The 13,978-nt window shown below is 44.6% G+C and carries 9 protein-coding genes; 5 read left to right on the top strand and 4 right to left on the bottom strand.

Features of this window, described 5'->3' with window-relative positions; genetic code table 11:
* Nucleotides 1-48 precede the first annotated feature (48 nt).
* On the bottom strand, nt 49-3,672 hold the full coding sequence (locus FPZ45_RS14125; RefSeq protein WP_144702891.1) for an S-layer homology domain-containing protein: 3,624 nt from the start codon (nt 3,670-3,672) through the stop codon (nt 49-51).
* A 164-nt stretch (nt 3,673-3,836) separates the two neighbouring features.
* On the opposite strand from FPZ45_RS14125, the gene FPZ45_RS14120 reads away from it, so the two are divergent.
* Nucleotides 3,837-4,178, top strand: a complete 342-nt coding sequence (locus FPZ45_RS14120; protein WP_144702888.1) for a zinc ribbon domain-containing protein YjdM — start codon at nt 3,837-3,839, stop codon at nt 4,176-4,178.
* Between the two features lie 8 nt (nt 4,179-4,186).
* Here FPZ45_RS14120 and FPZ45_RS14115 read toward each other — a convergent pair whose 3' ends face one another.
* Nucleotides 4,187-5,224 (bottom strand): NAD-dependent epimerase/dehydratase family protein, encoded by a 1,038-nt coding sequence (locus tag FPZ45_RS14115; protein WP_186438400.1) that lies wholly within the window; start codon nt 5,222-5,224, stop codon nt 4,187-4,189.
* A gap of 173 nt (nt 5,225-5,397) precedes the next feature.
* Here FPZ45_RS14115 and FPZ45_RS14110 point away from each other — a divergent pair, with 173 nt between their 5' ends.
* The 3 genes from FPZ45_RS14110 to FPZ45_RS14100 are packed head-to-tail and all read left to right on the top strand — an operon-like array spanning nt 5,398 to nt 9,040.
* On the top strand, nt 5,398-5,757 hold the full coding sequence (locus tag FPZ45_RS14110) for a BlaI/MecI/CopY family transcriptional regulator (RefSeq protein WP_144703211.1): 360 nt from the start codon (nt 5,398-5,400) through the stop codon (nt 5,755-5,757).
* The gene (locus FPZ45_RS14105; RefSeq protein WP_144702882.1) at nt 5,754-7,214 is read left to right on the top strand and encodes a M56 family metallopeptidase; all 1,461 of its coding nucleotides are present in this window, start codon (nt 5,754-5,756) and stop codon (nt 7,212-7,214) included. Before FPZ45_RS14110 ends, FPZ45_RS14105 begins: the two co-directional genes overlap by 4 nt.
* The gene (locus tag FPZ45_RS14100; protein ID WP_144702879.1) at nt 7,211-9,040 is read left to right on the top strand and encodes a glycerophosphodiester phosphodiesterase; all 1,830 of its coding nucleotides are present in this window, start codon (nt 7,211-7,213) and stop codon (nt 9,038-9,040) included. The genes FPZ45_RS14105 and FPZ45_RS14100 overlap by 4 nt, the downstream gene beginning before the upstream one ends.
* 232 nt (nt 9,041-9,272) lie before the next feature.
* Here FPZ45_RS14100 and FPZ45_RS14095 read toward each other — a convergent pair whose 3' ends face one another.
* Together FPZ45_RS14095 and FPZ45_RS14090 are read right to left on the bottom strand one after the other, a co-directional pair.
* Complete coding sequence (locus FPZ45_RS14095) at nt 9,273-10,877, bottom strand: MORN repeat-containing protein (RefSeq protein ID WP_144702875.1); 1,605 nt, start codon at nt 10,875-10,877, stop codon at nt 9,273-9,275.
* Nucleotides 10,878-11,068: 191 nt separating this feature from the next.
* On the bottom strand, nt 11,069-12,190 hold the full coding sequence (locus FPZ45_RS14090) for an SEC-C domain-containing protein (protein ID WP_222430780.1): 1,122 nt from the start codon (nt 12,188-12,190) through the stop codon (nt 11,069-11,071).
* Nucleotides 12,191-12,546: 356 nt separating this feature from the next.
* On the opposite strand from FPZ45_RS14090, the gene FPZ45_RS14085 reads away from it, so the two are divergent.
* Entirely contained in the window at nt 12,547-13,956 is a 1,410-nt protein-coding gene (locus FPZ45_RS14085) for a stalk domain-containing protein (RefSeq protein ID WP_144702873.1), read from the top strand.
* Nucleotides 13,957-13,978: the final 22 nt, after the last annotated feature.

Here is a 13,978-nt window from a genome sequence, read left to right as displayed (position 1 = left end):
CAAAAACAGGCTGCGAGCTTTTGACTCGCAGCCTGTTTTTTTAGAGCGTTACTTCGTTAATAGATTGTATAGCACCTGTGCCATTTCTGCCCTTGTAGTCGTGCTTGTAGGGGTGAGCTTTCCGGCGTTGCCATCGATGATTCCCGTTTCGACCAGCAGCGTCATGGCTTCTTTCGCCCAAGGGGCGATCATGCCGGTGTCAGTAAAATCAGAGAGCGTCTTGCCGGAATTACCTTGCGGAAGTTTTCCGATGACCTTCAAGGCATTATAGAGCAAGGTGAACTTTTCTTGACGTGTGATTTCTTTTTCGGGTGCGAACATATTGTTACCCATGCCTGAGGATATGCCGAGCCGCTTTGCCGCTGCGAGATAGCCGGTATAGTAGGTATCGTTTGCGTCGGAGAAGTTATCCGCCGGATAAGTGTCCGCAGCTATACCAAATGACTTCATCAGCATGACAAGGAAATCTCCGCGGATCAGTTGTTCATCAGGTCTGTAATTCCCATTGCTTGTACCTGTGGTAATCTCCCTTGCGGCTAAAAAGGAAACCGCTTTGCCATACCACTTATCTGCCGCCACATCCTTAAAGCTAACTTGATTGTAGCTTACGGCGTAGTAGCTGAAATGGGTTGTGGCAAAGGTCACGGTTCCTGTGATCGGGTCATAATGTCCGTTTGGCACGGTGACCGCCTTGCCGCTGTTGTCGATGTACCAGATCACAATGCTTTCTGGGTGTACAAGCTCGGCCGCTGTCGGTGTATAGGGTATGGATACAATGACCGGTGCCTTGGGGTTATTCCACTCGATCTGCTTTCCATCTATTTTCACGGCCAATTGGATCAGCGGCTTATCGCCTATTGTTGTCTTTACGCTGTCTGGCAGACCTGATTTATCGCCCTGGCCGATGGTAATTTCAGCTTTCAAGCCAACCCTATTTGCCAACATACCCGCAGGAAGGGTTATGCCGCCTTTATTGGTTTTGAAGACCAAAGTACCTTTGCTAACTGGCGTGGACAGGTAGGCGACAGGAATCCCCAGGGTATAGGTATTCACACCAGGGATGGCAGGCATGGTGATCACAATCGTTTTCTCATCTTTGGGCTTATATTCTGCCAGAGTTCCAAAGTCTACCGCTGCGCTGCCGGCATGCGTATCTGTACTAATAGGCAGTGTAGCTCTCGAGATACCGGTTCCTAATACATCCGCATAATAAGTCGGTGTGACATTTGGATTTCCACTACTGCCGCTGTTACTGCTACCGCCACCACCGCCACCATTGTACTGCCACTTAGCAAATAGCGTTAAGCTGCCGGTTACAGTATCTATGCTGAAATTCCATGCGTTAGTCAATGATGATTCCTTATACCAGCCAACAAATGTATAGCCTGATAATGTAGGTGTAGCCGGTGCGCTTATTGTGGAACCTGAGGTAACACCGCTAATATTTGAGACAGAACTACCACCCTGAGAGTCAAAAGTGACCGTGTAGGTTTGTTGAGGAGTTACAGTTGCCGATGACGTATTATTGCTTGTGTCTGGGTCGAACTGGTCAGCGTGCGATATAGTCGCTGTGCTTGTTTGCGCAGCTGATGAAGCAACCTCAGCTTGGAGAATGAGAGCAGCGGCCGAAGTTGTTGTGACTGTTCCGATCGTCCAAGTTCCTGTAGCGGAGTTGTAGGTTCCTTGACTTGGCGTCGCAGAAACCAAAGCGAGACCGGCTGGCAGCAAATCGGTTACAACCACACCTGTTGCACGATCAGGCCCACTATTTGAGACAGTGACGGTGAAAGTTATCGTGTCTCCAACATTCGGTGTTGCGTTATTCACCGTATTTGTGATGGAGAGGTCTGCCTGTTGGGGAGTTACAGTTGTCGATGACGTATTGTTGCTTGTGTCTGGGTCGAACTGGTCAGCGTGCGATATAGTCGCTGTGCTTGTTTGCGCAGTTGGTGAAGCAACCCCAGCTTGGAGAATGAGAGAAGCAACCGAAATTGCTGTGACTGTTCCGACATTCCAAGCTCCTGTTGTGGAGTTGTAGGTTCCTTGACTTGGCGTCACAGAAACCAATGCGAGACCGGCTGGCAGCAAATCTGTTACAACCACACCTGTTGCATTGTGAGGTCCATGATTTGTGACAGTGACGGTGAAAATTATCGTGTCTGCAACATTCGGTGTTGCGTTATTCACCGTATTTGTGACGGAGAGGTCTGCCTGTTGGAGGTTTACAGTTGCCGATGACGTATTGTTGCCCGGGTTTGGGTCGAACTGGTCAGCGTGCGATATAGTCGCTATGTTTGTTTGCTCAGCCGGTGAAGCAACCTCAGCTTGGAGACTGAGAGAAGCAGCCGAAGTTGTTGTGACTGCTCCGATCGTCCAAACTCCTGTAGCGGAGTTGTAGCTTCCTTGACTTGGCGTTGCTGAAACAAATGTGAGACCGGCTGGCAGCAAGTCTGTTACAACCACATTTGTTGCATGATCAGACCCACTATTTGAGACAGTGACGGTAAAAGTTATCATGTCTCCAACATTCGGTGTTGCGTTACTCACCGTATTTCCGATGGAGAGGTCTGCCTGTCGAGGAGTTACAGTTGCCGATGACGTATTGTTACCTGTATTTGGGTCAGGCTGATCAGCATGCGATATAGCCGCTGTGTTTGTTTGCGCATTCGGTGAGACAACCCGAGCATGGAGCGTAAGAGATTCAGCCGAAGCTGCTGTGACTGTTCCAACAGTCCATACTCCTGTTGTGGAGCTGTAGGTTCCTTGACTTGGCGTTGCAGAAACCAATGCGAGACCGGCTGGCAGCAAATCTGTTACTTCCACACCTGTTGCATTGTCAGGCCCATTATTTGTGACAGTGACGGTGAAAGTTATAGAATCTCCAACATTCGGTGTTGGGTCACTCGCCGTATTGGTGATGGAGAGGTCTGCCTCTTGTGAAGTTACAGATGAAGAGCTGTTGTTTGAATCGCCAGAGTAGGTTACATCCCATCGATACGTGCCAGTTACCGCCTGTGCGGCGGTAAGCGTGTATCCTGTTGGAGTTGTATAAGTTCCATTTCCATTAACTGTGACTGTCTCGGTATCAACAAGGACGGCTCCTCCGGGTGCGGGTGCATACAGATTGAACGTTATCGTGCCGGTCGGATAGTATCCTTCGGCTAAAATCGCGGAAGCCCCGAGCAATTGGGAAGACGAGCCGATCGTGACGGAGGTTCGATGGGCGCTGACTGTCAGGGTTGGTGCCGCGGCGCTCACCATTGTCGAGGTCGTGCTGCTGGCAGGAGCGTTGTTTGAGTCCCCTGAATAATCTGCAGTCCAGGTATACGTACCGGTTATCGGTCCACGGAGAGAAAAAGTGAATGATTCAGTAAGTGTCCTATTTCCGGAGACAGCATAGGTTGAAGTATTAAATAATACGCCCCCGGGACCAGTTAGTGAAAACGTAATACTGCCTGTAGGGGCAGATCCCCCGCTTAAAGTCGCGTCCGCAGTGAACGTTACGGTACCGCTGCCTGACAGCGTTACGTTAGGGCTAGTAATTACAAGTGACGGTTGAACAGCTGCAAGAACCTTCCCAGTGCAAGGGAATGCTATAGAAAGAATAATTAAGAATGCGAGTATTTTTCGTAAACTCATAGTTGCTTTAAACAGTTTTTTTTTACTCTCCATTGCAATTCCACCTTTTTCAATGTGGTCAAAAAAATCCCCTAATATTCGACTCTACAAGTCATTATAGAGCGAATCATAGGAGATTGTAGTCCTACTAAAGTAGTACGCGGTAAGCTATAATGCAAACATACCTATAATGAATTGGCGGGAGAGAAAATCATATTATGTCGCACTTACCGAATTGCCCGAAATGTAATTCCGAATACACGTACGAAAATGGAGCTCTATTGATTTGCCCTGAATGTGGCCATGAGTGGTCGGTAGAAGAGGACAACGAAGGTCATGATCTAAACAAGGTGATCAAAGATGCGAATGGAAACGTTCTGAATGATGGCGATACAGTAACGGTTATCAAGGACCTCAAAGTCAAAGGAAGCTCATCGGTCCTTAAAATAGGAACAAAAGTAAAAAATATACGCCTGGTCGACGGAGATCACGATATCGACTGCAAAATCGATGGTTTCGGGGCAATGAAATTAAAATCGGAGTTCGTTAAAAAGGTGTAACGAACGGTTTAATCGCACGCTCGCTGCGATTTATCCTTCAACATTTTCTCCATTGCTTGTAAGACCGTAATGTTCGGTTCTGTATACTCATACGCATAAGCTTCAGGGTAGTTGGTCTTGTACACTACACGGTTTAACATACGAGGCACCATGTCCTGGTAATATGACGTTTGCTGCACTGGGCTGAATAAATCCGCCGCGTCATCTCCGGGGATGATCCGAACCACATCACCTAATACGGCCCTGATCTGCTCATCTGTAAATTGTTCTTTGATAAAATGAAGGATGGCGGCGTATGTTGTTTTGAATGCAGACGCGAAATGACGCCGCCCATTCGCTTCAGGGGATTTCATCAACGCAATATTCATTGCGGCTGCGTCGCGAACATCAACCCCATACAGCTGCGAATCTGCCATAGCTCCATCGCCGTGAAGCATGGCATAAATCATATCATGATGCCAAGGAGCAAAGCTTGGCCCCATGACGTGCGTAGGGTGAATCGTTGTCATGCTTATATTTGTTGTATTTTCAGGGGAGTGGATAAACGACCAGGCAGCTTTTTCTTCCATCGTTTTCGACACCATATGGAGGTCAAATAAGCCTTCCCTGTTTTCATTTGTCCAGTCATCCTCTGTAAACGTCGTTTTGGATGGATCTTCGTTGGCGTAAGCAATGGTGGACTCGGCACTGGTGTGTACGATCTTCATGACGCTGCCAGATTCAACAGCCAATTGGAAGAGCGTGCGAATTCCTTTTTCTTTCGTGCGGCCCCGGTCTTTATATGTTTTATCGTTAGGGTTGAATGCGCTCCCCTGATTAAAAACCCACTTGGCCCCGCTCAGCACTTCTTTCCAATTGTCTTTTTCCCCGAGATTTGCTTTGTATAAGTTCAAATTGGGCAACATCGCTTGAAGCTTTCGCGCCTTTTCCTCATTACGGTACGTTCCAATAATCTGGGTATAGCCCATATCTGTTAACTGTTTGGCAATCCATGCTCCGATGTAGCCTGTTACCCCTATAATGACAATCTTATCGTTTTGTTCCACTTTTACGCGTCCCCTTTCAGCGCCCGGCGGCCTTTTTGGTCCGATGCTTTCGCATAATGAGTAATTATAACGATTCAAGGCGAAAGGGTCCATTTTCTTGACAAATGAGGTTTACTGCAATAGACTTTCTACATAGGGTTTACTTCGATAAACCTATGGAGGAGGAAATCCATCTGGAACCGTACAAATTGTTTGATGCCGAATACAAATTTGCATGCCTGATCTGGGATAATGAACCCATTAATTCTACGGATCTGGTAAAGCTAAGCCAGACAAAGCTTGGCTGGAAGAAGTCCACAACCTATACAGTTCTAAGGAAGTTATGTGAGCGAGGGATCCTTAGGAATGAGGAAGCAACGGTCACTGCCATTGTTAAAAAAACAGATGCACAGAAATATGAGAGTCAGACGGTTGTTGAAAAGGCATTCGATGGTTCATTGCCGCAATTTTTAACCGCTTTTCTAGGTGAAAAGAAACTGTCCAAGGAGGAAGCTGAAGAGTTGAAGCGGATTATTGAGGAGGCAGCTAGATGACGAACTTGTTTCTAATCATCCTTAATATGAGCATAACGGCAAGTTACGTGGCACTTGCGGTAATCATAGTGAGATTTATTTTGAGGCGCGTTTCTAAAGTTTTCTCCTATATCCTGTGGTCGGTCGTAATGGTTAGACTGGTTATTCCGGTTAGCTTAACTTCAAGCTTCAGTCTTCTACGACTTGTTCAGCCCGAACGAAAGGCTGGCACAGGCTTCATGGAGTTTGTGCCGCAGCATATTGGAATACAGGTATATTCTACTGTAGATGCAGGAATTAGCGGGATAAGCCGTTTCATCCAATCATCCCTTCCAGTTGCTGCCCCGATGGCAAGCGCAAATCCTATGCAAATCTTGATGTGGATCGGAAGTGTCATTTGGATATCAGGAGCAGCCATTATCCTTCTTTACAGCGTGGCTTCCTATATGAAAATAATCGCCAGAGTCAGAACGGCGACCCTCGTCAGGGATAACGTTTTTGAGACGGACCAGATTTCGACACCCTTTGTATGCGGTTTTGTGAAGCCGAAAATATACATTCCGACCGGCATGAGCGAACCTGATTTATCTTATGTTTTATTGCATGAACAGACGCATATCAGGAGACGAGATTATCTCATAAAACCTTTTGCATTTATACTACTTATCGTTCATTGGTTTAATCCACTTATGTGGCTATCTTATGCACTCATGAGTAAGGATATGGAAATGTCCTGCGATGAGCGTGTCGTGAACAAGATGGGCAACCAGATTAAAAAAGGCTACTCAACAACCTTGCTTTCTTTCTCGCTACACAGAAGCGGTTTACTGACGGGCAGTCCGCTTTCCTTTGGAGAGAGTTATGTGAAAGCCAGAATTAACAATATTCTCTCTTATCGGCAACCGTCATCATGGATGGTTGTGGGAACTATGCTCGTAATTGCAGTCTTCATTGTCGGATGCACAACCAACCCTAAACCTTTACAGATATCGTCTGAGCCATTCTCGCCCCCATCCTATTCCGGATATGATGTAGATAAGCTAATGAAGAATAAAACACCTTATGTGGGTAACCATGTGAAGGTAGGCGGCCTTATTGGAGGAATGCCCATGCCAATAGGGTTTGAGGGTAAGGGGATTGAACTTCAAACGAAGGCTCAGCCTTATGGATTGACTATCCATTATCTAATGAATGACTCTACGGGTGTGGTAAGTGAGGGGGCGATAAGCGGAGAAACTTTCTATCATAATTCCATTCTTCTCTTAAGTTTGATTGATAACGTCGATAGTATAACCTATTCGATAGTTGATAACACGGGTTTATATGATGGCGCAACCTATAGCTTTACGTTCACACGAGAGCAGATCGACGAACGGCTGGGAGAGGATGTCCGGCATTATGCCGTAGACGAAACAAACCTAAAACAACTGATCGATCGTTTAGACGGTCTGCCTGTTAGTGAAGGTGTAAAGCTATGAGCGAGGACTCAAAGGTTCCGATACACAAGCAGATTACCGATATTTTTCGGATTCTTGCTTTTTCGTACCGGGAAATCTTTATTTTCGAGCTTCTGTATAAGACGTTAACGTTATTTATTTTTATTCCGGTCATTTCATTCCTATTTCGTGGACTTCTCCGCTTAGGCGGGTTTGCCGGGGCTACCAATTATGAGCTGTTGCAATTTGCGATGAGCAAGTATGGCTTGTTATGCATGCTGATACTGATTCCTATTGCCACGCTACTGATTTTTTTAGAGTTTGCGGTTTTAATTATTCTCTCGTATCACGGTCAGGAAAGGCAGCGGATCGGGCTTATTCCCGCTTTGTTGCAGTCACTTTCCTATCTTCCGTCCTTGTTCAAATATGGATTTCTAGGATTGGTGATCTATCTGCTGCTGTTGCTTCCGCTCGGTGCGGGGGTGGGCGCTTCGCTATTGCCTTCTATGGAAATTCCGAACTTTATCTCAGGTGAGTTGGTAAAGACAGGCGGAGGAATACTGCTGCTGATCGGCGTGCTCGGGGTTATGCTATTCTTCAATGTTCGCTGGACCTTCGTGCTTCCTATTGTGGTGATCGAGGGGGTGGCAAGCTTTCGGAAGGCGGCGAAAAAAAGCGCTGCATTTCTTAAGAAAAGACATATCCGCGTAGCCGTGGTCATGGTGTCGGTATTCCTATTGTATCTGGTCGTTGTCAGCCTGCTAATGGTAGTCATTGTGGGAGCTGTAGGCCTTATATACATCCTGTGGGAGCAGCAGACGGTATTTGCTGGCGTAATGAGGGGAGTCGCTCTGAAGAGTAGCATATTATCCCTCTACCTGGCTTCTCTATTTGTTATTCCGCTTTATACTGCCACGATTACCCGGTTATACATGGTGAAAGCGGACCCGGATCATGCCGTGCTGCGTCTTCCCGAGCCGAAGAGTCAGGAAGAACGTTCCATTCAGAATCAAGGATTGCTGCAGAAGCACAAAAGAAAGCTGATCGTACTCGGCTCAGTTACGGTCTTTGCAGCGGCACTTGCTCTAGTGCCAGCGATCAGTGAAGTGCAGATGGAGGATCAGAAGGTTGAGATTATGGCCCATAGAGGATACGTCTCCAAGGGGCCGGAGAATACAATCGAAGCCATACAAGGTGCTATTGAGGCACAGGCGGATTATGCAGAAATTGATGTATTGGAAACCAAGGACGGGGACCTTGCCGTTATACACGATACCAATCTAAAGCGTCTGACAGGTACCCATGCACAGGTGTATGATCTGACAATGAACGAATTACGAGAGCTGCAAGTGAAGCAGGGGAATTTCACAGGACGAATCAGTAGTCTGGCAGAAGTAATGGATATGGCCAGAGGCCAAATAAAGCTAAACATTGAAATCAAAACACATGGCAAAGAACAAAATCTGGTGGATACATTTATCCGGATTGTGCGCGAAAATCATTTCGAGAATGAATGTATCGTGCAGTCGCTGGATTATGAAATCGTGCAGCAAGTCAAAACCGCGGCGCCTGAGCTTCAGGTGGGGTATATTATGTTCGCCGGTGTCCCGGATATGGGGCGGATTCGTGCCGATTTTGTCGTGATGGAAGAATATATGGTCAAAGAATCGGTCATCGCTTCGGCCAAACGGTATCACAAGCCTATCTACGTCTGGACAGTTAATAACACAGAAAGCATGAGACGATTTTTCAGCATGGGTGTCGACGGTATCATAACAGATAACCCCGAGGATGCGATTTCCATTAAAGAAGAACTTAGAACGATGCCGCTGTTTGTGTTGACCCGGTGGTTTAATCATTATTTTTGAGTTGTCATAGGGGGGATGGATATCGAAGCGTTATCGGAGGCGCTGGAGCATTCTGATATTGGTATCACCAGCAAAATCTAACGTTCCCCGTTAGTTGAATAATTCGGCGGCCTCATCAAGGCAATTAAAGCTATTTAATGAGGCCGACTGACAGACCCAATACTCAAGTTATAAATATGTTTAATCGTCACGCCAAATGCAGTTATTTCAAATGAGCTGATTATCCAATGAATTATTTATAATATAATACTATAATATTAGATTCTAATGGATCTTTGTTTGTTGCCTCACCAGTAGTCCAATCTGCCTTAATATACTCCTCCCACCTATCTGCTTTACGAGCCTCCTCGTTTTGGCGAGCGTGCTCGTCTTCGAACATTTGTCTATGCATCTCCTGCTCATCCTCGAGATCCATGTATTCATGCTCAAGTTCCTCGGCATAGCTTAACCCGTACTGATTTTGTCTAAAATTATACCCCGATCCATGATAGGGAAGACCATTTTTCAGAAAACCCGTAAATTCATAAAAGGAATCCCCTGTAAGTTCGAATGCCTCCCCTTCCCATGGTTTATTACCGTTTTTAATCTCCCCTTTAAAAACTAGCTTCCCGTTTCCCCTTAGCTCACCATTCTTCGGGCGGTCGTTTTCCCAGATACCTGAAAAATACTTTTTCCCCTTTCGATAAGATGTACCCTCACCTTCTCTTTTACCATCCATTAGATAACCCTCGTACATCTTCTCGCCTTCGGCATTATAACTAATAATCAAACCATTAACAGGTTCATTATTCTTTATTTCAGCGTTATAGATATCGTTTTCTGCTTTAAAATCATGGATTATTACATTAGTTATTACTGGGAAACCTTCGTCCGACTCTGCTTTTTGAATTTCAATATTGTATGCAACACTTGACGGAGATCCATAGAACCTTTTACCTCCCCGAAATTCAGCTCCGCCATATGTAAAAGAACCCACAAGAATTTTATTACCAAGAGCATCAAATAGCGTTGAAGTGCTCCCTCCTCTAAAATAGGGATACTTATCGACTTCAATATTCATTACGTCCCCTTCGCCGTCAACTTCAATCCAATCCTCTTTAATTTTATTCGAGGGGAAAGTAGCTTTGTGAATCTTTCGGATAATAACAAGGAGTTTCAGTGACATCTTACTCTCTGTACTTAACCAATGTGAATATTGAATTATTAGTTGCAATGGTACTCCCTCTACAAGATACTTCTCAGATAGCTTTTTCACATGTTCTGTTATTTCAACTGGTTCTTTATGTATTTCAAGAATAGATTGTAAGGTCAGAAACTCCTCATAAAACCGAAAAAGATATTTCATTTCTTGCTCTGAGAGTTCATTCCTGAGTGATGCAACATTCTTCATCCAATCAGTACTTAGGTATAGTCGAGATGGACTCGGTTCCTTTTTACTTATAACCAAACTTTTATATAAATCAACTAGATTAGTAATTTGTCGTTGAACATCATAGTATACAATTAATGCGTGCTCTTGAGTAATTGTTTGATCCCTTTGAATTTCTAACTTCTCCGACCTTTCTGTGACTTGTAAAGTACGCACACTTACTTTCCAAATTAAATAGCTAAAAACAATAGTACTAATTAATGAATAGATGCCGAGCAAAGAGGAGATTACCAAAAATAAAGAAGCTACAGCGTCTTTTGTTCTGTTGGGTTGACCACGAAAGCTGTACATCGCTTGAACAGCCTCAGTTAAGTCACCAAAAATTAAATAGGCAACAACTATTGTAACTATAGCTGGCACAGCTATTCCTAAAAGTAAAGCAGTCCATAACAGTCGATTTGATTTCATTTTATTTTCTTTTCTCCTTCACATGATTACTATGTCCTGACAATGGAAATGTTTAATTGTCATAGCCTCTTTCCGATATGCATTGATCATTTCCTTCCCATTGATCATTATTGTAAACTGCCCGTTAGCTCAATAATACCTCCCCATATATAGGACCAAGATACTACGTTTTCTTAAGCTGATCATTTGGTTCATATCTCTTTAGGTATCACGGAGTATCTCGTTATGGAATTTAAGATAGAATCAAGCACCGTCATATCGCTTATTTTATGTTCTGGAGAATCGGATTTTTTGATGTAGGTCACCCATGGATTTGAAACGCTTTCGTTGCCAGAATAATAGAAGGCAAAATTCGTAAAATATAAAGCGTTGAACGGGTCGGGCATAAGTGATTGTTTGCTTTTATAGTTAGCATAAATTTGATCAATATCGTTTTCCCAGGTTTTTTCTGGTTCAATGTCTAGATTCTGAAGATTTACACTTGTTGAAGGAAGATTCATATCGATGAAAATGATGAACGGAATGCCCTCGGGCTTTTGAGTTCTCGCTTTTCTGAACAAGTGCTTAATATTGCCCTTAAAATCAGTTTCCGCATCAAATACTCCATCCTCGTGCAGTACTCCTTTTCTTCGTTTGCTTTTGGCTTCCACACCGATCTTCTGTCCCGATTCTCTATGTGTGGCGATGAACTCACAATGGGCTTCGCTTTTGTGTTTATCATCCAAGAATTCAATATCAAATCCTGCTCTAGCCATGATAGCTGCCACAGCTACTTCGTACCGTACACCTTGAAATTCGTGTGTGTCTTTCAATCTATCAATGAAAAAGTCTGGCAAACGATTTACAGTCTGGAGACAGAATAAATCAAAAGCATGTTGCAAGAGGGACTGTACTTCACCTGTTGATTTTCCGAAATAAATTTTTCCATGTTCTGTTTCAACGTATTGATCAGAATTATTCACGCCCCAATCGCAGTATGCCATCCACCATTTAAATGTAACATGACGATTTTGTGGTAGCAGTGGCAACTGCTGTTCATGGAAGTCTTTACCGTAGGTCATTTTATACGCGAACAGTATCAGAAACTCATGGAATGTTTCTCGTGGTGGTCGAAAATGGAGGGTGTTCCATATTGCACGTATCTTATGGTCTTGATATTCCGTGCTGGGTACGAAGTTGAGGAAGGGCTCGGGGGTTTCGGGAAAGCGAATAGCACTTATGGGAATATAGTTTTTTTTATGTAGGCAACAGTTTTTGTATTTCTTCCCACTTCCGCAAATGCAGGGATCATTTCTTTTTTGTCCGTTGCCCATAAGTTCCTCCATCATGGCATAAAATAAATGCTCTTAATTATATTATAATGGAATCCTCTGAAGCTTGTCCGTTTCTTCGTAACCTGCCCGTTAGCTGAACAAAAAGGCAGCCGATCCATTGTTGAACGGCTACCTCCTAGCTGTGCATTAAACTACTGTTCCCCGTTAACTTCATAATCGGTGCGTTATAGCTTTGTTGTTATCACCGATGCTTTTTATCACTCAGTATAACCGAAATCGGGTTGGCTGTTGCATCAGAATATTCAACTCGGCCATGTGGAAATATTGTGTAGAACGATGTAATATTTTAGGGAAAACACATCTGGGAATTGGTTCCATACATACGGAGGCTAACTATGAAGCTCAAACCAGTTAAGATTATCGCAGGAGCAGCAGTGCTAGCAGCAATGCTTATTGCTCCACTTAATCAGGAAGCAAGCGCAGATCGCGGGCATTGGATGCCTATTGAAGTGAACATCGATGGGAAGATACTGGCTCTTCCAGTAGACCCCGTAACCCAATCCGGAACAACTCTCGTACCGATGCGGGCGATCTTTGAAGCCTTGGGAGCTAAGGTTACGTGGGACAGTAAAACCAAGAAAGTCACCGGTAAAAAGGGAAGCACCACAGTGGAGCTGACAATCGGAAGTAAAACAGCTAGGCTCAACGGGCAAGCTTCTCAACTGTTGGCCGCTCCACAAATCATTGAAGGCAACACGATGATTCCTCTCCGTTATGTCAGCGAGTCGCTGGGAATGCATGTAGGCTGGTATGAGTCAGAGCGTCAAGTCTACATCGCTACGAACGATAAGCCAGTTGAAGGTACAACGATGGCTAGCATTAAGGCATTATACGACAAGTACGCACCTACCTACACCGGGCCTCGTTTTGTAGAAGAACCTTCGCTCGTGGTGCCGTATAAACCTGGCAAATTAGCTGACGGATTTCTGCAGAATGGACTCAAAGCAACGAACTTTGTCCGTGAGATGGTTGGACTAACTCCAGTCATCTTGGATTCTGAAATGAATAAATCTGCACAGTACGGAGCTGTGTTGCTAACTTCTTTGCGTCAATTAACACATACACCTACACAACCGGCTGACATGGACTCTGAATTCTACAATACGGGTTATTATGCTACCACTCATAGCAACATCGGCTCACACCATGAGATAGATGCCCCAGCAACTTTAGTTGATGCTGTTAAGGACTACATGCTTGATTGGAATACTCCATCTCTTGGACATAGGCGTTGGATTTTAAATCCGCACCTCAATAAGATTGGGTTTGGGTTATCTACTTTTATGGATAAGAATGAAGTATTAGGGCCTACCCCGATGAGTTTTGATGTTATGAATGTCTTGGATGAGAGCCAATCTAATCCCTCTGATTATGACTATATCGCCTGGCCTAGCAAGGGCTATTTCCCAGTATCTTGGCTTGGTCATACGTACAAGTGGAGTGTGACTCTTAATCCGGCTAAGTACCAGCAACCCAATCTCGACCAAGTTCACGGTACCGTAACTAACCTTACTGATGGTACTGTTCTAGAGATTAAGCCTGAGAATTGGATGACGAATGGTGTAAATGACGAGAATTATGGGGAAGGTTCCATCATCTATTTCGTTACTATGCCATATGAGGATGATCGCTTCTTCGACGCACCTATTCCTGGTCACGAATTTGTAGTTGAGCTATCTGGAATCTACAAAACGGATGGTACGCCTGCAACTGTAAAGTACACGGTTAAGTTGTTTGCGATGTAGTCTTGATGCACGTGGAGCTGCC

It is taken from the genome of Cohnella terricola (assembly GCF_007786475.1).
Taxonomy (GTDB): domain Bacteria; phylum Bacillota; class Bacilli; order Paenibacillales; family Paenibacillaceae; genus Cohnella; species Cohnella terricola.
This window is presented reverse-complemented; position numbering and strand designations above follow the sequence as displayed.